The organism is Streptomyces sp. JNUCC 64 (assembly GCF_054484115.1).
Genome location: NZ_CM137015.1, coordinates 5,210,905 through 5,232,335, shown reverse-complemented (window position 1 = coordinate 5,232,335; position 21,431 = coordinate 5,210,905). Strand labels below are relative to the sequence as shown.

The window sequence follows — 21,431 nt, the reverse complement described above, 5'->3', positions numbered from 1 at the left end:
CGCGGGGGCCGGTCCGGAGAGCCGACCCCACCGTTGCGCCGGTCCGGAGAGCCGATCCACCGGTCCGGCTGGACGGTCCGCCGGGACGGGACCGCCGCCGTGGAGGTGACCCGTCGCCCCTCCTGAGGCGCGGTCACCTCCGGACGGCCGGACGGGCGGTCACCTCTGGAGGATGGAGAGGTCCTCCTCCGCCTCCGGGACGAGGACGGTGCTCCGGTCGTCGGAGAGCGTCTGGACGGTGAACATCGGGACGCCGCCCCCGGGGACCTCCAGGGTGCGCGCGGCGTGCACGGGTCCGCCGGAGAGGGTCTCGACGGTCAGCGCGTACGTCCCCTTCAGCCCCTCGGGGACCAGTGGCCCCGTCGCCAGGGTGGTACCCCCGCGCACCGTGAACGTCTTGGTGACGGGGGTGCCGCCCCTGCTGCCCGCCGAGGCGGTGACCCGGACCCTGGCGTCCTCGCCGGGGGCGGTCAGGGCCAGCGAGGTGCCCTTGGCGCGGTTGTCGGCGGCCGTGGCCCGTCGCCCGACCGCGGTGCTCGCCGGGATGAAGGCGGTCTCCGCGCGGGCGCCCTCGCCGCGCACCACCCGCAGGGCGGCGACGACCGGGGCGCTGGTGCGGTCCTTGGGGGTGAGGAGCAGGGAGCCCGCCTCTCCCCTGGTGAGGTCCCCCAGGTCGACGGCGGCGGTCATCCCTGCCTTGACGTGCAGGCTCTCGTTTCCGGCGGGGGTGATCGGGCCGTTCGGGGAGGCGATGCGGACGGAGAGTTCGGCGTCCTGGTCGCCGGGCGCGAAGACGACGAGCCGGGCGGCCGTGACGTCGTCGGGGACGCCGGGCACCACCACGGCGGGGGCGGGGTCGGCGGACGGGGGAAGCCAGTCGGCGCCGTGCCGGGCGTGGGTGGCCCGTACGGCGGCGGCGACCCGGCCGCTGCGCACGGTGACGTGGACCGTCAGATCGCCCTGCGGCTCGTCGGTGAGGGTGGACAGCAGGACGGGCACGCTGGCGCGCGGCCGGACCTGGATGCCCTCGCCCAGGGCGGACACCAGGGCGCCGCCCCGTCCGTACAGCTCGATGTCCACGACGGCCGCCGCGTCGTCCGGGTTGGTCAGGTGGACGTAGTCGGTGCGGTCCTTGGCGGTGCTGGCGCCCGGCAGCCAGAACTCGGTGTCGGGGGCGGCGCAGGTGAGGCCGAGGAGGCCGCGGCCCTCGCCGCCGGGGACGACGGTGGTCTGCTGGACGGTCCAGCCGGGGGCCAGCCGTCCCTCGGCGGCGCCGATCAGGGCGGGGGCGTCGGCGTCCGACGTCACGGCGGTGACCGGGGTGCCGGGGGCCTTCGGGGCGAGCACCGGCGCGGGGCGGTCGCCGGGCTTCCCCGGGCCGCCGGACTTCGGGTCGGCGGGGCTCAGCCGGGCCCGGCCGCCGTCGGGTGCCCCCTCGGTCCCCGGGGTGTACGAGGTGTGGGCGGTCCTGGCGGGGCCGGAGTCGCCGGGGGCGGGGCAGAGCGCTCCGGAGCGCTCCACGGGGAGCCGCTCGGCGACCGGGGCCGCCCCGGCGCCGGTCTCCTCGGGCAGGGTCGCGGTGGCGAGCCCGGTGACGGCGGCCAGCGCGGCGGTGACGGCGAACAGGGACAGGGTGGTGCGCTTCACTGCTGGCTCCCGTCGGGGCGCTCGCGGTCGGTGCGGTACGGGAGCGGCGGCGCCCCGGCGCCGGGGCGCCCGTACCCGGGGGCGGGGCCGTCCGGGCCTTCGTGACGGTGGGCGGTGCCGGTGCCGTGTCCGGGCTCCGGGGCGTACGACCCGTACCCCGGTGAGCGGGCGGGGTTCCGGTGGTCCGGTCCCTCCGGTCCGTCCAATCCGTCCAATCCGTACGGGGTGTTCGGGGCGGGGGGCGACGGGTACGGGTCGCGGGCGTCCGGGCCGTAGGCGCCTCGGTCAAAGGCGCCCCGGCCGGGGACCTCTTGGTCGGGGGCGTCCCGGTCGGCGGTGCCCCGGCCGTGGTCACCCCCGTCGTGGGCCTCCCGGTCGTAGCCGTCCCGGTAGGGGTCACCGGGGGCGGGGCGCCGGGGTGGATTCGTTCCGGGGGCCGCCAGCGGGGGTGCGGAGGCGTGCCGTTCCGGGGTCTCCCGGGCGGGTCTCGGGGCGGGGACGGCGGGCTGTCCGGCGGCGGCCGGGGCGGGCGCCGGGGAGCGCGGGCCGTCGGGCGCGGGGGGCTGGTCGCCCAGCCGTCGGGCGTGGCGGCCCTCGGCTGCGGGCGCGGCGGCGGACGGTTCCCCGTCGGGGAGGTCGTCGTCCACGTCGCGGCGGCGGCCGGGCAGGGCGAGGACGACGAGGACGACGGCGAGCGCGCCCTGGGCCCACCGCCAGGCGGTGTGGGTGGCGGGCGGGACGTGGGTGACGTCGAGGCGTCCGCCGGAGGTGGGCAGGGCGAAGCCCTGGGCCCAGCCGTCGACGGTGACCCGGGTCAGCGGCTTCCCGTCGAGGGTGGCGCGCCAGCCGGGGGCGGCCCGGTCCGCGAGGCGCAGCACCCGGCCTTCGGGGCCGGGCGGGAGGTCGGTGTGGACCTCGACCGGACCGGCGGCGACCGGCAGCGGGTCGCCGGACTCCGGGACCACGGCGACGCGGGAGACCTGGCGGTCGACGCGCCACAGGGCGTTGCCGTCCTGCTGGCTGAGCCGGGACAGGCCGGGGGTGGTGTCGAGGACCCGGCTCATGGCGCGGGGGGCGCCGTCGCGGACGAGGACGTAGCGGACGGCGTATTCGCCGAGCTGGTCGGCCTGGTCGGCGCCGGAGCCCGCGACGAGGTGGGCGACGACGTCGTCGAGGCGGGGGTCCTCGGGGGCCGAGGCGGCGAGTTCGGCGTCGCCGAGGCGGGCGCCGGAGCCCCGGACGAGGGTGTGGGCGACGCGGGAGGTGCCGTCGCCGTCGATGACGAGGGTGCGGGCCTGGTCCTGGGTGCGGCTCTCCTCGGCGACGAACGCGGGCACCTGGACGGGGTCGCGGCGTTCGAGGGGGCCGTGCGCGCCGCCGATCAGCCAGCCCGCGGCGGCGAGGAGGGTGCCCCCGGCGGTGGCGAAGGCGATGAGCGCGGCGACCGGCTGGCGCCAGCCGAAGCTCTGTTCGGCGACGCGGTGGCGGGCGCCGTCGGCGCCGAGGACCGCGGCGCCGAGCAGGGCGAGGCCGTAGACGAGGGTCGCGGGGCCGGTCCACACGGTGCCGCCCGCGAGGACCGCGAGGACGAGACCGGCCAGCGCGGTGGTCCAGGCGGTGAGGACGCCGGTGCGGCGTTCGGTGCGCAGGAGGGCGGCGAGGGCCGCCAGGAGGATGCCGGTGAGCAGCAGGCCGCCGACGGTGCCGGGGCCGCCCGGGGAGGCGCCGAGCAGGTCGAGCGGGTTGGCGGGGGCGCCGTCGTACTCCAGCCCGGCTTCCTGGAGGAAGCCGGTGGGCGGCAGGGTCAGCGACCAGGGCGCGAGGACCAGCAGGGGGGTGGCGAGGGCGGCGAGGACGCGGGCGCCGTACGCGAGGGCGTCGCGGCGGCGCACGGCGAGCAGGGCGGCTCCGAGGACCAGCGCGAGGGGCCACACCACGGGGGTGAAGGCGGTGGCGACGGTCAGCAGCAGGGCGAAGGTCCAGGTGGCGCGCCAGGGGGCGCGGGTGGTGGAGCCGTGCGGCAGGGCGAGGCCGGAGGCGGTGACGGCGGTGCGGGCGAGCGGCGGCAGCAGTACGGCGAGCACGGCGGTGCCGATCCGGCCGCCCGCGACCGCGCCGGTGACGGCGGGCAGCAGCGCGTAGGCGACGGCCGCCCAGGCGCGCAGCAGCCGGGACATGACCAGGGGCCGGGAGGCGAGGTACGCGCTGGCGCCCGCGAGCGGTACGGCTCCGACGAGCAGGACGGTGACGGCGAGTCCGGGGGAACCGAACAGGACGCTTCCGAGCAGGGCGACGAGCGCCAGGTAGGGCGGCGCGGGCTGGGTGCCGCCGGTGCCGACGGGGTGCCAGGCGTCGGTGTAGCGGGCCCAGAGGTCGGCGGCGTCGGCGGGCGCGGGCAGCAGCGCTCCCCCGGCGAGGCTGCCGCCGAGCAGGGACCGGCAGGCGATCAGGGTGAGGATCAGCAGGACCGCGAAGAGCACGGGACCGGGTTTGCGGCCGACGCGCTTGAGGCGGGCGAACTGTTCGACTTCGAGGAAGTCGGCGTCGTCGCCGCCGGGTCCGGACTCGACGGCGCCGTGGCGGCCTCCGGAGTCGGGTTCGGAGCCCCGGACGAGGTTGCCGGTGAGCTGTTCGACGGCGGCGCGCAGGGTGGCGCCGGGCGGCGGGAACAGCGGTCTCAGCTCGCCCTTGTCGGCGCGGGAGCGGCCCCGGGCGCGGCGGGCGGCGAGGACGCGGCCGGGGCGCAGCAGGGTGGCGGCGAGTCCGGTGACCTCGTTGAGGGCGCGTCCGGGCACCTTGCCGACGAGGTAGGCGAGGGCGCGCAGGACGGTGCCGAGGACGAGTCTGACGAGGACCCAGGGCAGCGATCCGGCGGGGGTGTTGACGAGGAGGGCGTAGGAGGCGCCCGCCTTGTCGGTGCGGTGGGGGGAGCTGGTGCCACGGCCCGCGCAGTCGATGCCGCGACGTTCGCGGGAGGCGGCCTCGGCGTGCCGGACGACGGCCTCGGGGGCGACCAGGACGCGGTGGCCCGCGTGGTGGGCGCGCCAGCACAGGTCGACGTCGTCGCGCATCAGGGGCAGGTTGCGGTCGAAGCCGCCGAGCGCGTCGAAGACGTCGCGGCGGATGAGCATGCCCGCGGTGGAGACGGCGAGGGCGGGGTGGACGTGGTCGTGCTGGCCCTGGTCCTGTTCGCGGCGGTCGAGTCCCGTCCAGCGGCGGCCGCTGGGGGCGATGGTGACGCCGACCTCCAGGAGCTGGCGGCGGTCGTACCAGCCCCGGAGCTTGGGGCCGACGACGGCGACCTCGTGGCCGAGTTCGCGTTCGTTCTCGACGGCGCGCAGGAGGTGGGCGAGGGCGTCCGGTTCGGGGGCGCAGTCGTCGTGGAGGAGCCACAGCCACTGCTCGGGTTCGCCGTGGGGCAGGGCGGGCAGGTCGTAGGCGTCGTCGTGCCAGCTGCGGGTGACGGGGTCCCAGCCGCTGGGGCGCTTGAGGTAGGGCAGGTCGTCGGGGGTGAGGACGGGGGCGGTGCGCGCGACCTCGTCGACGGCCTGGCCGAAGCCGGTGCGGCGGGCGAGGTGGAGGACGCGGTCGGGGCCGAGGGCCTCGGTGACGAGCCGCGCGGAGTCGTCGGCGCTGCCGGTGTCGGCGGCGAACGCGTTCTGCACGGGGCGGGACTGGCCGAGGAGTCCGCTGAGGGCGTCGGGCAGCCACCGGGCGCCGTCGTGCGCGACGACGACGGCGGTCACGACGTGCCGGGGGTGCTCGGGCGGACTGGTCGGGTCGGCCAGGGCCGGTCGCGGGGACGCGGGGAAGCTGGCCGTGACGGCGGGGTGGCCTGTCGGCCGGCTGTGCAGGGACATCGAGGTGCGGGCCCCGGTTCGCTGGACTGTGGTCGACGCGCACGAGACTCCGGTGGCCGTGGGTCACGGGAGGTCGAGGGTCTCGGACGAGCGACCACATTAACGGCTGGGCGCCGGACCGGTCGCCGCCTGTGGACAACCGCCTGTGGATAACCGGGAACCCCGTCCGTGTCCCCCATACCGTGGCCGTGGGTGACGGGGAAAGAGGTGGTGGGGGCCCGGGACGGTCGGGGGGCGGGGCGTCCCGGCGTTGTGGGGACGCCCGGGAGCGGGGGGCTCGGGAGCACGGAAGGCCCGGCCGGTGGGGGTGGGTGGTGTAGCGGGTGGGGGTGCGAGTGCGCGGTGGTGGGATGGGAGTGGATGGGTGAGCGGGGGGCTCGGCACCACGGACGGGCGGCGGGGAGGAGGGCGCCGGGCCGGGCGCGGGTCAACCCCGGGGTGCCGGACCTGCCCGGCCACCCGGCGGTCGGCGCCCGGCAGTCGGCAGTCGGCAGTCGGCGCCCGGCAATCGGCAGTCGGCAGTCGGGGGCTGCCCGTGACAGTCGGACTGCCTAGGTCACCGGTGGCAACCCGGCCGCCGAAGCCGCCGGGGCCGGCAGAACCGTCAGGACCGGCGAACCCGCACCGCCGGGGCTGGCGAGCCTGCCGGTCCGCGTACCGCACCGGACTCGCGGCTCATCTGCCCCATCGGCTCTTCTGCCCCATCGGCTCATCGGGCTCATCGGGCTTCTCTGGCTTGTCCGGCTCATCGGAGCCATCCGGCTCGTCCGGCTCACCGGGTCCGTCCGGCCCGGAGGGTTCGCCCGGCCCGGAGGGTTCGCCCGGCCCGGAGGGTTCGCCCGGCCCGGAGGGTCCGTCCGGCTCACCGGGTTCGCCCGGCGCCACGAGGCCGCCCGGCCCTGCGGGTCCTCCGGCTCAGCGGGCCACGTCAGCCGGAGGGGCGGATCCGCCGGAGCCACCGGAGACGGCTGGAGGCGGCCGGATACCGGCGGAGCGGACGGAGGCGGCCGGAGCCGGGGAGGGAGGCACCCGGAGCAGCCGGGGCCACGGGACCGTGGTGGTCCGGGTGTCAGACCGCCGCCTTCTTGAGGCGGCGGCGCTCGCGTTCGGACAGCCCGCCCCAGATGCCGAAGCGTTCGTCGTTGGCGAGGGCGTATTCAAGACATTCGGACCGGACCTCGCAGGCCAGGCAGACCTTCTTGGCCTCGCGGGTGGAGCCGCCCTTCTCGGGGAAGAAGGACTCGGGGTCGGTCTGGGCGCACAGCGCGCGCTCCTGCCAGCCGAGTTCCTCTTCGTCCATGCCCTCGACGGTCTCCACTGATTCGATCAGCAGGTGCTGGAACAGCTCGGTCATGTAGCGCCCCTCGTCTGTTTTTGCGTCCCCTGTGATGCGGCCGCCGACCGTTCCCAGCCGAACGACACGAGTGAAATTACAAGTGTGCCGATCCGAGCCAGTCAAGCCGGGATCTGCTATTGGGCCCCTTATTCACTCTGCGGAACCAAGGGTATACGGTAAGTGTTCAAATCCGCATAAATCGTGACAGCACTCGACGTCCACTGCCGCTCGGGCCGTCTCACTAGGAGAGACGGGCCCGAACGGGGTCCCGTTGCCGCCACGGCGCGGAAGCGAAACGGATCACACGGGGGGCGCGGTACCGCAACCCCGGGGGTCGTGCGACGCGTTGCACGCGCCGTCCGGTCAACGCGCACGCAAACCTTTCGGCAACGGGCACCACTGGAACCGGTGAATCCCGGCCACTCGACCGGCGGCACGGTTGACATCGCAGGTGTGAACCGGTTGCCTGGTGGGCATGCTCGCGAACTTGGCGCTTTCCGTGACCCGCCCCGGGTCCCTCGGTGCTGCCCGCTCGCGCTGTAGCTGTTGTCTCCCCTGCTGTTGAGCCCACCGCGCTCCAGCCGCTCCACCGCCGCGTCCCGCCCCGCCCGTACCGCCCGCATCCCGGGCGCCCCGGCGCGCGGAACGTTCCCCCACCGTCCGTGACCCGGGCGGACCACGGCCGGACGGAGCCCCACGGGAAACCGTCACCGCGCACGGACCCCCGTACCCACCCCCCGCCCCCTCACCGCCGCCGAGGACACACCGCAGCCCATGAACAGCGACAGCGACCTCCAGATCGCGGGCGACATCCTTGAGGTGCCGCACCTCCTGCAGCCCGCGCGTGAACACCCCGTCACCGTGGCGGAGTTCGCCGGACTCGCCCGCTCCATCGCCGCCGACCGCGCCCAGTGGGAACACCTGGTGCGCTACGACGCCACCAGCCGCTGGTACCACCGGCTGCGCACCGGACCCGGCTACGAGGTGTGGCTGCTGTCCTGGGTGCCCGGCCAGGGCAGCGGACTCCACGACCACGGCGCGTCCAGCGGGGTGCTCACCGTGCTGGAGGGCGCCCTCACCGAGCACACCGGACGGACCTCGCGGACCCTGCGGCCGGGCGCGCAGCGGGTCTTCGCCCCCGGCTACGTCCACGAGGTCGCCAACGACGCGCTGGAGCCCGCGGTCAGTCTGCACGTCTACTACCCCGGCCTGACCGAGATGCCGATGCGCGCGGCCCGGTGCGCCGGAGCGAGCGCCCCGGCGACCGCCTGACCCCGGTGGGCGCGCGGGGCGACGGCGAACGCCTCGGGTCAAGGGCGGGACGGGGACGGGAGACGGGCCGGGGGAACGGGATCGCGCCACGGTGCGCGCCCGGCCCGGTGGGAGGCCGACGGGAGTGTCGGACCCGCCTGACAGACTGGCCCGCATGCGCATCGTGGTACTGGCAGGCGGCATCGGCGGCGCCCGGTTCCTCCGGGGTCTCAAGGAGATCGCGGAGGACCGCGGGGTCACCGACATCACCGTCATCGGCAACACCGGGGACGACATCCACCTCTTCGGTCTGAAGGTCTGTCCGGACCTCGACACGGTGATGTACACCCTGGGCGGCGGCATCGACGAGGAGCGGGGCTGGGGGCGCGAGGACGAGAGCTTCCGGGTCAAGGAGGAGCTCGCCGCGTACGGGGTGGGGCCCGAGTGGTTCGGGCTCGGCGATCGGGACTTCGCGACGCACATCGTGCGGACCCGGATGCTGGCCGCCGGATACCCGCTGAGCGCCGTCACCGAGGCGCTGTGCGACCGCTGGCGGCCGGGCGTGCGGCTGCTGCCGATGTCGGACGACCGCGTCGAGACCCATGTGGCGATCACCGTCCCGGAGGGCGAACCGGAGGCCGGTCAGCGCAAGGCGGTGCACTTCCAGGAGTACTGGGTGCGGCTGCGGGCCTCCGTCGAGGCGCACGCGGTGGTTCCGGTGGGCGCCGAGGAGGCCAAGCCCGCGCCCGGTGTGCTGGAGGCGGTCGCCGCCGCCGACGTGGTGCTCTTCCCCCCGTCGAACCCGGTGGTCAGCATCGGCACGATCCTCGCGGTGCCCGGGATCCGGGAGGCCGTCGCGGACGCCGGGGTCCCGGTGGTGGGGCTCTCCCCCCTCATCGGGAACGCCCCGGTGCGCGGGATGGCCGACAAGGTCCTCGCGGCGGTCGGGGTGGAGTCCTCCCCGGCGGCGGTCGCCGAGCACTACGGCTCCGGGCTGCTGGACGGCTGGCTGGTGCACACCTCCGACGCGGACGCCGTCGCGCGCGTGGAGGCCGCGGGCATCCGCTGCCGCGCGGTGCCGCTGCTGATGACGGACCTCGACGCCACCGCCCGGATGGCCGCCGCCGCGCTGGACCTCGCCGAGGAGGCGCGCGGATGAGCGCGGAGCGCGACGCGGCCCCCGGGTTCCACGTGTGGGCGGTGCCCGGCATCGGCGAGGTGGCCCCCGGGGACGACCTGGCGAAGCTGATCGCCGCCGCCGAACCGGGGCTGGCCGACGGGGACGTCGTCCTGGTCACCTCGAAGATCGTCTCCAAGGCGGAGGGCCGGATCGTCGCCGCCGCCGACCGCGAGGCCGCCATCGACGCCGAGACCGTCCGCGTGGTCGCGCGGCGCGGCGCGCTGCGGATCGTGGAGAACCGGCTGGGGCTGGTGATGGCCGCCGCCGGGGTCGACGCCTCCAACACCCCGGGCGGCACGGTGCTGCTGCTGCCCGAGGACCCCGACGCCTCGGCGCGGGCCCTGCGCGACGGGCTGTACGACGCCCTCGGGGTGCGGGTGGGCGTCGTCGTCACCGACACCTCGGGCCGCCCCTGGCGCTCCGGCCTCACCGACATCGCCATCGGCGCGGCGGGCGTCCGCGTCCTCGACGATCTGCGCGGCGGGGTCGACACCCACGGCAATCCGCTCGCCGTCACCGTCGTGGCCACGGCGGACGAACTCGCCGCGGCGGGCGACCTGGTCAAGGGGAAGACCGCCGGACTGCCGGTCGCCGTGGTGCGGGGGCTCGCGCGCGTCGTCCACCCGGACGACGACGGCCCGGACCCGGCCGTGGACCGGGGGGCACGGGCGCTGGTGCGCGAGGCCCGGGACGACATGTTCCGGCTCGGCACCTCGGAGGCGGTCCGCGAGGCCGTCACCGGGCGGCGCACCGTACGGGCGTTCACCGACGAGCCCGTCGATCCGGGGGCGGTGCGCAGGGCGGTCGCCGCCGCCGTCACCGCGCCCGCGCCGCACCACACCACGCCCTGGCGGTTCGTCCTGCTGGAGGACCCCGCGACCCGGCTGCGGCTGCTGGACGCCATGCGGGACGCCTGGATCGCGGACCTGCGGCGGGACGGCAGGTCGGAGGAGTCCGTCGCCCGGCGGGTGCGGCGCGGGGACGTGCTGCGCGGCGCGCCCTATCTGGTGGTTCCGTGCCTGGTCAGCGAGGGCGCCCACCACTACGGGGACGTCCGGCGGGACACCGCCGAGCGGGAGATGTTCGTGGTCGCGACGGGCGCGGGGGTGCAGAACCTCCTGGTGGCGCTGGCCGGGGAGCGGCTGGGCTCGGCCTGGGTGTCGTCCACGATGTTCTGCCGTGACGTGGTGCGCGAGGTGCTGGAGCTGCCCGCCGACTGGGACCCGATGGGCGCGGTCGCCGTGGGGCACCCGGCGACGGCACCGGCGGAGCGGGCGCCTCGCTCGGCGGAGGCGTTCATCGCGGTGCGCTGAGTCCGGACGGGTCCGGCGGTCTGGTGGTCCAGCGCTCCGGCGGTACGGCGGTCCGTCTGTCGGGTCGGCAGTCCACCTGTCGGACCGGCGGGTCGGCGGTCGGTCCGGCGGTCCGGCGGTCCGGCGGTCCGGCGGTCCGGCGGTCCGGCGGTCCCCCCATCGTCCGGTGGGCCGGGCGTCGGGTCGGCCGGGGCGGACCGTCGGTCATCGGATCGGCCCGGGCGGCCGGGTCGTCCGGGCGGGCGGGTCGTCGAGGCGGGCGGGTCGTCGAGGCGGGCGGGTCGTCGAGGCGGGCGGGTCGTCGAGGCGGGCGGGTCGTCGAGGCGGGCGAGGCACTATGGAAGGCGGTGGCGCGGCCGTCGGGTGTCGCTCCGGGCGCGCGGCGGCGGCCAGTGGCGGGCGGGTGCGCGGAACGCGGGGCGCACCCGGTCGTACAGGACGTAGGCGTGGACGGGGAGCACAGGAACGTACGGGGCACAGGGCCGTACAGGACACGGGAACGGGAGCGCGAGGCACCGGCGATGGCAGGACGTTTCGAGCAGCGGCCCACCCGGGTCACCGTGCGGGGCGGCGAGGTCGCCGTCCCCACCGGCCGGGGCGGGACGGGCCCCGCCGGGCGGAACCGGGTGTGGGTCCCGGACGGGCCGGTGGACCTGGGGCTGGTGCTCGGCCCGCTGCGGCGCGGGCCCGGTGACCCGACGTTCCGTGCGCTGCCGGACGGCTCGGTGTGGCGGGCCTGCCGTACGCCCGCCGGGCCCGGCACCCTGCGGGTGGCGGCTGTCGCGGCGGGGTTCGAGGGCACGACGTGGGGCCCGGGCGCCGACTGGCTGCTGGACCGGCTGCCCGAGTGGCTGGGCGCCGCCGACCGCCCCGGGGAGTTCGTGCCCCGGCACCGGCTGGTGGCGGACGTCCGGCGACGGCGGCCCGGGCTGCGGCTGGTCCGCACCGGGCTGGTCATGGAGTCGCTGATCCCGTCCGTGCTGGAACAGAAGGTGACGGCGGACGAGGCGTACCGGGCGTGGCGGCTGCTGGTGAGCCGCTTCGGCGAGCCCGCGCCCGGCCCCGCCGGGGACGGGGCCGGGGTGCCCCGGCTGTGGGTGACACCCCCGGCGGAGGTCTGGTCGCGGGTGCCGTCCTGGGAGTGGCACCGGGCCGGGGTGGACGACAAGCGCGCGGCCACGATCCTGCGGGCGGTCCGGGTCGCCGCGCGGCTGGAGCAGGCGGCCGGGATGGAGCCGGAGGCCGCCCGGCGGCGGTTGGAGACGGTCGCCGGAGTGGGGCCGTGGACCTCCTCGGAGGTGGTGCAGCGCAGCCACGGGGCCGCCGACTGCGTGACCGTCGGGGATCTGCACCTGCCCGGGATCGTGGGGCACGCGCTGGCCGGGGACCGGGACGCGGACGACGCGGCGATGCTGCGGCTGCTGGAGCCGTACGCGGGGCAGCGGCACCGGGCGGTGCGGCTGGTGCTGCTGTCGGGGCGGGTGCCCGCCCGGCGCCGGCCCCGGATGCCCCGCACCGACATCGGACGCTGGTAGTTCCGACGCCGGAGCCTTCGGCGCCGGGGTCTCCCACGCTGGCGGTTCCCACGCTGGGGGTTCCGGCACCGGCGGTTCCAGCGCTGGTGTTCCAGCGCTGGTGTTCCAGCGCTGGTGTTCCAGCGCTGGCGGTTACAGCGGCGGCGGTTACAGCGGCGTGGGGCAGTGCGGGTCGGCGCGGGGCAGTCCGGCGCCGGGCGGTGGGGGTCGGGGCGGGCGCCCCGGTCGGGGCGGGCGCCCTCTCCCCCGCCCCGCCCGCTCACTGGTCGGAGGAGAAGCGCACCGCCCCGGCGGGCAGGGCCGCGCCGCACCACACCCGGGCCCCGTCGCGCAGTTCGTTGTCGGGGCCGATGGTCGCGTCGTCGCCGACGACGGTGTCCCGCAGGGTGGTGCGGGCGCCGATCCGGGCGCGGGCGCCGACGAGCGAGTCGGTGATGACCGTCCCGGGGGCGATGACCGCGCCCGACAGGACGGTGCTCCCGCTGATCCGGGCGCCCGCGCCGACCCGGGCGCCGTGGCCGATGACGGTGCCGCCGGTGAGCTTGGCGTCCGCCGCGACCCGGGCGGTGGGCAGCACCAGCCGGTCGCCGCAGCGCCCCGGGACCGCCGGGGAGGGGGCGCGGCCCAGGACCAGGTCCGCGGAGCCGCGCACGAAGGCGCGGGGGGTGCCGAGGTCCAGCCAGTAGGTGGAGTCGACCATGCCCTGGAGGTGGGCGCCGGAGTCCAGCAGCCCGGGGAAGGTCTCCCGTTCGACGGAGACGGGCCGTCCGGCGGGGATGGTGTCGATGACCGCGCGGCGGAACACGTAGGCGCCCGCGTTGATCTGGTCGGTGACGATCTCCTCGGGGGTCTGCGGCTTCTCCAGGAAGGCGGTGACCCGGCCCGTCCCGTCGGTCGGCACCAGCCCGTACGCGCGGGGGTCGGGGACCTTCGTGAGGTGGAGGGAGACGTCGGCGCCGCTGGTGGCGTGGGTGGCGAGCAGGGCGCGGATGTCGAGGCCGGTGAGGATGTCCCCGTTGAAGACGGCGACCGGGTCGCCGGGCGCGGCCCGCAGCCGTTCGGCGGCGTTGCGGATGGCCCCGCCGGTGCCGAGGGGTTCCCGTTCGGTGACGTACTCCAGGTGGAGCCCGAGGGCGGAGCCGTCGCCGAAGTACGGTTCGAAGACCTCCGCGAGGTAGGAGGTGGCGAGCACGATGTGGTCGATGCCCGCGGCGCGGGCCCTCGCCAGCTGGTGGGTCAGGAAGGGCACCCCGGCCGCCGGGACCATCGGCTTGGGGGTGTTGACCGTGAGCGGACGCAGTCTGGTGCCCTTGCCGCCCACCAGGAGGATCGCTTCTGTCACCTGTCGTCTCTGCCTTCTGCCAGGGGCCGACCGGTCGCGTCGCCGGTCGGCCGGTGTGTGGACCGGCTCCGCCCGGCAGACGCGATCAGGGTGACGGTGGTTGCGTGATCAGCGTCCTTGCAGACGGGCCGCGGTGCTGCGGGCGGTGCCCAACTTGCCGTACAGGCGGGCTCCCGGGCACTCCGTGGCGAAGCCGTCGCGGTGCCCGGAGATCACATGGAGCCGAACCTTCTTTCCCTTTCGGTACAGATTGCCACCGCCCGAGGTCAGATATGTCTTGCCCCGGGGATTGGCCCCGTACAGACCCAGTTTCCAGGCCGTGATCTTGGCGACCGCCTTGACCGCGGCGGACGACGGGGTGGTGGTGCCGTAGGAGCCGAGCACGGCGATGCCCATGGTGTTGCTGTTGAACCCCAGGGTGTGGGCGCCGAGTACGGCCTTGCCGACTCCCCCGGCGCGGCCCTCGTAGATCGAGCCGCACTTGTCGACCAGGAAGTTGTAGCCGATGTCGCGCCAGCCGCTGCTCTGGACGTGGTAGCGGTAGATACCACGGATGACGGACGGTGCCTGAGCGCAGGTGTACGTGTTGCCGGTGGCGCTGTGGTGCACGAACGCCGCTTTGACGGACCCGGTGTACACGAAGCCGGACTCCCGCAGGCTCTCGTCGGCGCCCCAGTTGCGCCGGGTGACGATCGCGGGGCGGGGCGCGGTGTACCCGGCGGCGCTGGCCCGGGCCGGTTCGCCGGTGAGGGCGGCGAGCGGGGCGAACGTCCCGTACGGGGGGACGCCGGTCAGTCCGGGGACCCCGCCCGTGAGTCCGGGAACGCCCGTGGTGCCGGTGCCCGTGCCCGTGCCGGACGCGCCGGACGACCCGGGCAGGTCGTCGAGGCCGTCGGGGCCGGGGAGCCCGGGCGTGACGGGGAGTCCGTACGAGGCGCCGGACGGGCCGGGGAGGTCGTCGCCATTCCGGTCGTCGTCCCGGTCGTCGGGGGCGGGCGCGGGTTCGGGGCCGGGGTCGACGAGTTCGAGGCGCAGTCCGGCGGGGAGCGGCGCGGGGGCGGTCGTGCCCTGCGGGGCCTTGGCGCGCGGGCGGCCGGTGACGCGGACCTCGACGCCGTCGGAGTCGCCGACCCACAGCGGGGCGGTGGCGCCGCGGACCCGGCCGGAGCGGGCCTCGGCGGTGTCGGGGTCGGCGGCGTGGTCGTGGCCGTGGGTGTCGAGGGACCGCCAGCCGGTCCAGGTGCCGGTGCCGGTGCTCCGGGTGCGGACCTGGGCGTCGCCTTCGAGTTCGGTGCCGACGTCGTCCCAGATCACGCCGAGGAGTGAGAACGGGCGGACGGTGCGGCGGGTGAGGACCCGTTCGCCGGTGTCGCCGGTGTCCGGGGTGCGGCTCCGGTCGGTGGCGGGGGGCGCGAGCGGGAGGGACTGGGTGGCGCCGGGCACCGCGGAGGGGTCGGCGGGCCGTTGGGCGGCGGGCAGGGTCCGGGGGCCGGGTGGTGGGGCGTCCGTACCGCGCGGGGCGGCCTGGGCCCCGGCGGGGAGGGTGAGCGGGAAGGTCAGTGCGACCGCGCAGGTGACGCCGATGGAGGAAGCAAGGAATCCACGCATACGCCCGATAGTGAACATGAATATACGACTATGTCCATCCGGGAATTGACGGACCGTCCGATCGACCGGGATGGACCTCACCCGGGCGCGCGGACCCGTTCACCCAGGTGGACCCGGACCCGTTCACCCGGCCGGCCCCGGGCCCCTCCCCCGGCCACCCCCGCCCGGGAACCGGGGCGCGTACCCTTGCGCGCGTGAACGCCTCCGATCGCACCCCCGCCGACCTGCTGCGATCCGCGCTTGCCGCGGATCCGTCCCGCCCGCTGGTGACGTTCTACGACGACGCGACCGGGGAACGGGTCGAATTGTCCGTGGCGACCTTCGCCAATTGGGTGGCCAAGACCGCCAACCTCCTCCAGGGCGAACTGGCCATCGAGCCGGGCGACCGGGTGGCGCTGCTGCTGCCCGCGCACTGGCAGACCGCCGTCTGGCTGCTGGCCTGTTCCTCGGTGGGCGTCGTCGCGGACGTCGGCGGGGAGGCCGGGCGCGCCGATGTGGTGGTGGCCGGGCCGGACGCGCTGGAGGCCGCCCGGGCCTGCGGCGGGGAGCGGGTGGCGCTGGCGCTGCGACCGCTCGGCGGGCGCTTCCCGACGCCGCCGCCGGGGTTCTCCGACTACGCGGTGGAGGTGCCCTCGCAGGGGGACCGGTTCGTACCGTTCTCCCCCGTGGACCCCGAGGCGCCCGCACTGGTCGTGGCGGGTGCCGGGTACACGGGCGCGGAGGTCGTGGAGCGTGCGGTGGCCGACGCCGGACGGCTGGGGATCTCCGGGCCGGACGCCCGGGTGCTGTCGCTGCGCGGCTACGACAGCTGGGACGGGCTGGCGGCCGGACTGTACGGGCCGCTCGCCGCCGGGGGGTCGGTGGTGCTCTGCCGCAACGCGGACGCCCTCGGCGAGGAGGAGCTGGCCCGGCGCGTGGAGGTGGAGCGGGTCACCGCCACGGCCCGCTGACCGCCCGTCCGGTGCGCACCGCACGGGCGGCGCGCACCGCACCGGGCCGGACCCGCCTCCGTTCCCTCCGCCCCCGGCCCCGTCCACGCCCGCGCCCGCCGCGTACCCGCGCGCCCGGGCAGGGCCAGGCCGCAGGCCCGGGGCACGCCGGCTCGCCCGGCACCGTCGAGGGAGCCACCCGGAGGGCACCCCGGGATGACGCCCCGTCGACGCCCGGGCGACGCCCGGAGGGCCGTCGGAGAGGGCCGTCCCCGGGCTCCGCGCGCCGAACACCATCCGGAGCGCCGCACCGGAGCCGCCCGAAGCTCCTCCCCGGAGCGCCGCCCCCGGAACCACTCGGGGCGCCGCCCGGGCGTCGTCCCGGGAGCGCCATCCCAGAGTGCCCGCCCCGGAGCGTCCCCCCGGGCGCCCCGGGGGCCCGTCATCCGGCGGGCCGGAGGACGGGACTGACGGGTCCATACGGGACCGGGTGGCACCCGGTGACGCGCGCCCGTTCCCGTGCGACCCCGGGCAAGCCCAGCCCTTTACCCAGCTTTGCCCGGTTATAAGCGCGTGGAATGTGTCACCGCCGTCGCTCCGCGACCAATTGGACGGATAGTGTGAGCGATCCCGGTGCCTGCGGTCGTCACGCACCGAGCACTGAGTGACCGAGCTGCCGCGCGCCTTCGAGGGGGGTGGCGCCGCGTGGGGCCTGACGGAGGACGTTGACAGCGTGGACGCGCAAGGCCGTGGGGCGGGGGACGGTGTCGATCCCGCCGACCAGTGGGTGCTGAATCCGCAGACCGGTGAGTACGAACTCCGCTTGGACGCCTCCTCCGGGCCGTCCGCCGTGCCTCCCCCGAGGGGCGCCCGGCGCCCCGGGGGCCGACGCGCGCCGGGCCCCCGCACCCCCGTCGACGAACCGGACGGCACGCCGCCACGGCGTCGGCCGCCGACCGACCGGGGCACGGACCGCACCGGCAACCGGAGCGCGCCCGACGCCCGTTCCCGTGGCGAACGCGCCGGAGCCCCGCGCCGGGGCGAACGTCCCGCCGCGCCGCGCCGCGCCGAACCCGGCTCCCGTGACGTGCCCGGTCAGCGACGGCGGCGGGGAGCACCCCCCGAGCCCGCCGGACGCCGCCGGGGGCGTGCCGCCGAGCAGCCCCGCAAGTCCCGGGGCAAACGCATACTCGCCTGGACGGGCGGCACCCTCGCCGTCGTCCTCGTGGCCGCCGGGACCAGCGCGTACTTCTACCTGGAACACCTGAACGGCAACATCACCACCACCGACATCGGCAACGCGGGCGCGGGCGGCTTCAGCAAGGACAAGGCGTTCAACATCCTGCTGATCGGCACCGACAAGCGCACCGGCGCGGGCAACAAGGGCTACGGCGACGCGGGCAGCGCGGGCCACGCCGACACCACGGTGCTGCTGCACGTCTCCAAGGACCGCACCAACGCGACGGCGCTGAGCATCCCCCGCGACCTCATCACCGACATCCCCGACTGCCCGACCAAGCAGAAGGACGGCAGCGAGCGGATCGTCCCCGGGGAGACCGGCGTCCGCTTCAACACCAGCCTCGGCCAGGGCGGCCGCGACGCGGGCTGCGCCATGCGCACGGTCAAGGAGCTGACCGGCATCCAGCCCCACCACTTCATGCTGGCGGACTTCAACGCGGTGAAGACGCTCACCTCCGCGGTGGGCGGGGTGGACGTCTGCCTGGCCAAGGACGTCGACGACCCCAAGTCGCACCTCAAGCTCCCGGCGGGCGAGCACACCATCGAGGGGGAACAGGCCCTCGCCTTCGTCCGGACCCGGGGCAGCTTCGGCAACCGGGGCGACCTCGACCGCATCCAGGTGCAGCAGCAGTTCCTCGGCTCGCTGATGCGCAAGCTGAAGTCGAACGACACCCTGACCAGCCCCAGCCGGATGATCGACCTCGCCGAGGCGGCCACCGAGGCGCTGGAGGTGGACACCGGCATCGGCAGCATCAACAAGCTCAAGGACCTGGGCCTGGAGCTGTCGAAGGTCGACCCGAAGAACATCTCCTTCACCACCCTGCCGGTCCTCGACAACCCCGCCGAACGCGTCAAGGCGACCGTCGTGGTGGACACCGCCAAGGCGGACCCGCTGCTCTCGATGATCCGCGACGACGTGTCGCTGACCGAGGTCGAGAAGGACAAGAAGGCGAAGGCCAAGAAGGAGAAGGCCGAGCGGGCCGAGCTGCTGAAGGGCTCCAAGGCCGACCCGGCCGACATCCGGGTCAGCATCTACAACGGGGGCGCCCGGGCGGGCTCCGCTCAGGAAACTCTCACGTACTTGCAGAACACTGAGGGCGTGCTCAAGTCCAGCCAGCTCGGCAACGCGCCCGCGGACGTTCCCCGGACCCAGATCGCCTACGCCCCCGACCAGGCGGACCAGGCCCGTGCCCTGGCCGCCATCATGGGTCTGACCGGCTCGGCGATGAAACCCGGCGAGAGCGAGACGAACTCCCAGGGACTCCCCGCGATCGTGCTGACGCTCGGCCCGGACTTCAAGGGCGCGGGAGTACCGATCAGCTCTCCGAAGAAGGTGCCGGAGGGCGTCCAGAAGGTCGAGGCGGACAAGGCGGTCTGCGCGAAGTAACCCTTTGGGGGTCTCGGGCGTCTAACGGGATGCCGGGGTACTTCGGTGGCGTGCTGGGAGGGGTTGCGAATGGGGCGAAGTGGAATGCGTGGGGAGGAATCCCGTCCACGCGTCCGCCGGACCGGCACACCCGCCCGCGGGGGGACGGACCTCGCCGAGACGGACCCGGCCGCCGGTACCGGTACCGGCGCGGACCAGGCCGACGGCACGACGGACGGCGTCGCACAGGCGGGCGGTGGCGCGCCGGACGCGCGGGGCGGTGGAACCGCCGGGGACGGGGACGGGGGCGCCACGGGCGAGAGCGTCGCGGCGCTCGCACCCGACGGCACCGGCACCCCGACCGACGCCGGGGCCGACGACGCCCCCCGCCCGGGCAAGGACACGGGCGCCGGAACGAGCGGAAGCGCGGGCAAGGGCGGAAGCAAGCGCACGGGCAAGGGCAAGGGCGGCGAACGCGTGCCGCGCGGACGCCGTTCGGCGGCGGACCGGCGGCCCTCCGGCGGCGCGGGCTCCCGGCCCCGGACCGACGGCCGCCGGTCGGGCGGCGACGGGAGCGGCGGGAGCGGCGACGGCTCCCCGGCGGTCCGCGCGGGCCGTCGCAGACGGCGCGTGCTGCGCTGGTCGGCGATGCTGCTCGCGGTCGTCATACTCGGCACCTCCGGTGCCGGATACCTCTACTACCGCCATCTGAACGGCAACATCCGCAAGGAGAAGCTGAACATCGGGGCGCACGAGGACAAGGCCCCCAAGCCCACCCCGAACGCGGCCGGGCAGACCCCGCTGAACATCCTGCTGATCGGCTCCGACAGCCGCAACAGCAAGGAGAACCTGCGGCTCGGCGGCTCCCGGGACAGTGTCGGCGCGGCGCCGCTGGCAGACGTGCAGATGCTCGTGCACCTCTCCGCGGACCGCTCCAACATGTCCGTGATCAGCATGCCCCGGGACACCCTCGTCGAGATACCCGAGTGCACCGACCCCGACGGCGAGGTCCACCCGGCCAGCCAGGGGCGGGTGATGACCAACCAGTCCCTGGGGCGGGGCGGCGCGGGCTGCACCGTCGCCACCTGGGAGAAGCTCACCGACATCCACATCGACCACTTCGTCCAGGTGGACTTCGCGGGGGTGGTCTCCATGGCCGACGCGGTCGGCGGGGTGCCCGTCTGCGTCGACAAGAACATCTACTCCCACACCTCGGAGAACAAGGGCTCCGGCCTGAAGCTCCCCAAGGGCACCCACTCCGTCAAGGGCGAGCAGGCCCTCCAGTGGCTGCGCACCCGCTACGGCTTCGGCGACGGCAGCGACATCGGCCGGGCCAAGGCCCAGCACATGTACATGAGCTCGATGGTCCGGGAGCTGCGGGAGAACGCGACGCTCAGCAACCCCGGCAAGCTGCGCGCGCTCGCCGAGACCGCCACCCGGGCGCTCACCGTCGACGAGGGGCTGGACACGGTGATGAAGCTGTACGGGCTCGGCGACGAGCTGCGGAAGGTCCCGCCGGACCGGATCACCATGACGACGATGCCCTTCGACTACCTCGGCCCCCGGGTGGTGCCCAAGCCCGGCGACGCGGAGAAGCTGTTCCGGCTTGTCCGGGAGGACGTCGCGCTGGACGGCAAGGGCAAGAAGCGCAAGAAGGCCCGGCTGTCGGACGATCCGCCCGCGGCCGACGCGGAGATCGCCGTCCAGGTCGTCAACGGCACCCGGACCGAGTCCCTCGCGCCCGCGCCGGGCCGGGCCTCCACGGTGGCGGCGCTGCTGGCGGAGGAGGGGTTCGTCCGGTCGGCGGCGGACACCCAGCGGGCGGAGACCGAGGCGAAGACGACGATCCTGTTCCCCAGCGCGGAACTGGAGGGCGACGCGCAGCGGGTGGCGAAGAAGCTGGGCGTCCCGCTGTCGTCGGTGGAGCGGTCCACCGACGTGACCGGGGTGACGCTGGTCGTCGGAGCGGACTGGCGGGAGGGCACCGCCTACCCCGGGGGCGATGACGACGACTCCGCGCCGGATTCCGCGAACCTGCTGAACGGGGCGGACGAGAGCACCTGCATGGAGGTGAACCCCGCCTTCACCTACTAAGGCCTGTCTGACGATTCCCGTCGGCTTGGCGAGCGCCCGCCGAGCTGGCGGTCCGGAGGTGCTCCGAGCGTCCGGCGGGCATTGCCGGGCAGGACCTACGCACGGCGGGCCAGCAAGTGGGCGTCGAGGAATCCCCGTTCGGAGCCCGGATCGTGGAGCAGCCGAGCGAAGGGGACGAGCCCGGCATCGGCCAGCAGCTTGGCGAGGTGGTCGGTCGGCCAGCTGTAGGCAGGTGCCACCTTGTGGTCGAACTGGACAGGCTCCGGTGCGTCGGTCCCGAAGAAGGAGACCAGGAGCAGGCCGCCCGGGGCGAGGACGCGTACCTGCTCGGCGAGCAGCTCCGGCAGTTCTCCGGGAGGGGTGTGGATCACCGAGTAGTGGGCCAGTACGCCGCCGAGCGTGCCGTCCTCGATCGGCAAGGCCTCCATCCGCGCCTCTTGGAAACGCAGTGCCGGATGAGCCCGCCGGGCGTGGTCGACCATACCGGGGGAGAGATCGAGTCCGAAGGCGTCAAGGCCCAGTTCGTGCAGCATGGCCGTCAGGTGTCCTGGCCCGCACCCGACGTCCGCTACCCGCGGGTTGCCCGTCGCGCTCACCAGTTCGGCGAAGGTGCCGATCATGGCCCGGGTGAACGGCTGTGTCTCCAGCCGGTCTGCGAACAGTGATGCGTACAGCTCGACGACTCCGTCGTAGGCCGTCCTGGTCTCGTCCTGATGATTCGCCACAGGAGA

Annotated in this window: 13 protein-coding genes; 7 read left to right on the top strand and 6 right to left on the bottom strand. The window is 75.4% G+C overall.

What is annotated here, in order from left to right:
• Window positions 1–159: 159 nt before the first annotated feature.
• The 3 genes from ACVWNX_RS21820 to ACVWNX_RS21810 form a co-directional block, all read right to left on the bottom strand.
• Window positions 160–1,647: a DUF5719 family protein gene (locus ACVWNX_RS21820; RefSeq protein ID WP_454409214.1), complete on the bottom strand. Its 1,488-nt coding sequence runs from the start codon at window positions 1,645–1,647 to the stop codon at window positions 160–162.
• Window positions 1,644–5,507 carry a glycosyltransferase gene (locus ACVWNX_RS21815; RefSeq protein ID WP_454409212.1) on the bottom strand — a complete coding sequence of 1,288 codons (3,864 nt, stop codon included), beginning with the start codon at window positions 5,505–5,507 and terminating at the stop codon, window positions 1,644–1,646. The genes ACVWNX_RS21820 and ACVWNX_RS21815 overlap by 4 nt, the downstream gene beginning before the upstream one ends.
• Before the next feature lie 1,069 nt (window positions 5,508–6,576).
• Window positions 6,577–6,861 (bottom strand): WhiB family transcriptional regulator, encoded by a 285-nt coding sequence (locus tag ACVWNX_RS21810; RefSeq protein ID WP_454409210.1) that lies wholly within the window; start codon window positions 6,859–6,861, stop codon window positions 6,577–6,579.
• A gap of 756 nt (window positions 6,862–7,617) precedes the next feature.
• Between ACVWNX_RS21810 and ACVWNX_RS21805 the strand changes: the two genes are divergently transcribed.
• The 4 genes from ACVWNX_RS21805 to ACVWNX_RS21790 all read left to right on the top strand — a co-directional run bounded on the left by ACVWNX_RS21805 (window position 7,618) and on the right by ACVWNX_RS21790 (window position 12,122).
• Window positions 7,618–8,115, top strand: coding sequence for a cysteine dioxygenase (locus ACVWNX_RS21805; protein ID WP_454409208.1), 498 nt, complete (start codon window positions 7,618–7,620; stop codon window positions 8,113–8,115).
• 154 nt (window positions 8,116–8,269) lie between these two features.
• The gene (cofD, locus tag ACVWNX_RS21800; RefSeq protein ID WP_454409206.1) at window positions 8,270–9,253 is read left to right on the top strand and encodes a 2-phospho-L-lactate transferase; all 984 of its coding nucleotides are present in this window, start codon (window positions 8,270–8,272) and stop codon (window positions 9,251–9,253) included.
• Entirely contained in the window at window positions 9,250–10,587 is a 1,338-nt protein-coding gene (locus ACVWNX_RS21795; RefSeq protein ID WP_454409204.1) for a coenzyme F420-0:L-glutamate ligase, read from the top strand. Before cofD ends, ACVWNX_RS21795 begins: the two co-directional genes overlap by 4 nt.
• 521 nt (window positions 10,588–11,108) lie before the next feature.
• Window positions 11,109–12,122 (top strand): DNA-3-methyladenine glycosylase family protein, encoded by a 1,014-nt coding sequence (locus ACVWNX_RS21790; protein ID WP_454409203.1) that lies wholly within the window; start codon window positions 11,109–11,111, stop codon window positions 12,120–12,122.
• A gap of 259 nt (window positions 12,123–12,381) precedes the next feature.
• On the opposite strand, the gene manB is transcribed toward ACVWNX_RS21790, so the two are convergent.
• Both manB and ACVWNX_RS21780 read right to left on the bottom strand, forming a co-directional pair.
• Entirely contained in the window at window positions 12,382–13,464 is a 1,083-nt protein-coding gene (manB, locus tag ACVWNX_RS21785) for a mannose-1-phosphate guanylyltransferase (RefSeq protein ID WP_454409201.1), read from the bottom strand.
• A 108-nt stretch (window positions 13,465–13,572) separates the two neighbouring features.
• Window positions 13,573–15,072, bottom strand: a complete 1,500-nt coding sequence (locus tag ACVWNX_RS21780; RefSeq protein WP_454409199.1) for a peptidoglycan recognition protein family protein — start codon at window positions 15,070–15,072, stop codon at window positions 13,573–13,575.
• Between the two features lie 194 nt (window positions 15,073–15,266).
• On the opposite strand from ACVWNX_RS21780, the gene ACVWNX_RS21775 reads away from it, so the two are divergent.
• The 3 genes from ACVWNX_RS21775 (at window position 15,267) to ACVWNX_RS21765 (ending at window position 20,700) form a co-directional block, all read left to right on the top strand.
• Window positions 15,267–16,022 carry a TIGR03089 family protein gene (locus tag ACVWNX_RS21775; RefSeq protein WP_454409197.1) on the top strand — a complete coding sequence of 252 codons (756 nt, stop codon included), beginning with the start codon at window positions 15,267–15,269 and terminating at the stop codon, window positions 16,020–16,022.
• A 712-nt stretch (window positions 16,023–16,734) separates the two neighbouring features.
• Window positions 16,735–18,627, top strand: coding sequence for an LCP family protein (locus ACVWNX_RS21770; RefSeq protein ID WP_454414878.1), 1,893 nt, complete (start codon window positions 16,735–16,737; stop codon window positions 18,625–18,627).
• Window positions 18,628–18,711: 84 nt separating this feature from the next.
• Window positions 18,712–20,700, top strand: coding sequence for an LCP family protein (locus ACVWNX_RS21765; protein WP_454409195.1), 1,989 nt, complete (start codon window positions 18,712–18,714; stop codon window positions 20,698–20,700).
• 95 nt (window positions 20,701–20,795) lie between these two features.
• On the opposite strand, the gene ACVWNX_RS21760 is transcribed toward ACVWNX_RS21765, so the two are convergent.
• Complete coding sequence (locus ACVWNX_RS21760; protein ID WP_454409193.1) at window positions 20,796–21,425, bottom strand: class I SAM-dependent methyltransferase; 630 nt, start codon at window positions 21,423–21,425, stop codon at window positions 20,796–20,798.
• Between the last annotated feature and the right edge of the window lie 6 nt (window positions 21,426–21,431).

Bases quoted from the DNA above. Each gene is read 5' to 3' on its own strand.
- cofD (WP_454409206.1), top strand. From the start codon at position 8,270: ATGCGCATCGTGGTACTGGCAGGCGGCATCGGCGGCGCCCGGTTCCTC.
- ACVWNX_RS21790 (WP_454409203.1), top strand. From the start codon at position 11,109: ATGGCAGGACGTTTCGAGCAGCGGCCCACCCGGGTCACCGTGCGGGGC.
- ACVWNX_RS21815 (WP_454409212.1), bottom strand. From the start codon at position 5,507: ATGTCCCTGCACAGCCGGCCGACAGGCCACCCCGCCGTCACGGCCAGC.
- ACVWNX_RS21810 (WP_454409210.1), bottom strand. From the start codon at position 6,861: ATGACCGAGCTGTTCCAGCACCTGCTGATCGAATCAGTGGAGACCGTC.
- ACVWNX_RS21780 (WP_454409199.1), bottom strand. From the start codon at position 15,072: ATGCGTGGATTCCTTGCTTCCTCCATCGGCGTCACCTGCGCGGTCGCA.
- ACVWNX_RS21765 (WP_454409195.1), top strand. From the start codon at position 18,712: ATGCGTGGGGAGGAATCCCGTCCACGCGTCCGCCGGACCGGCACACCC.
- ACVWNX_RS21795 (WP_454409204.1), top strand. From the start codon at position 9,250: ATGAGCGCGGAGCGCGACGCGGCCCCCGGGTTCCACGTGTGGGCGGTG.
- ACVWNX_RS21805 (WP_454409208.1), top strand. From the start codon at position 7,618: ATGAACAGCGACAGCGACCTCCAGATCGCGGGCGACATCCTTGAGGTG.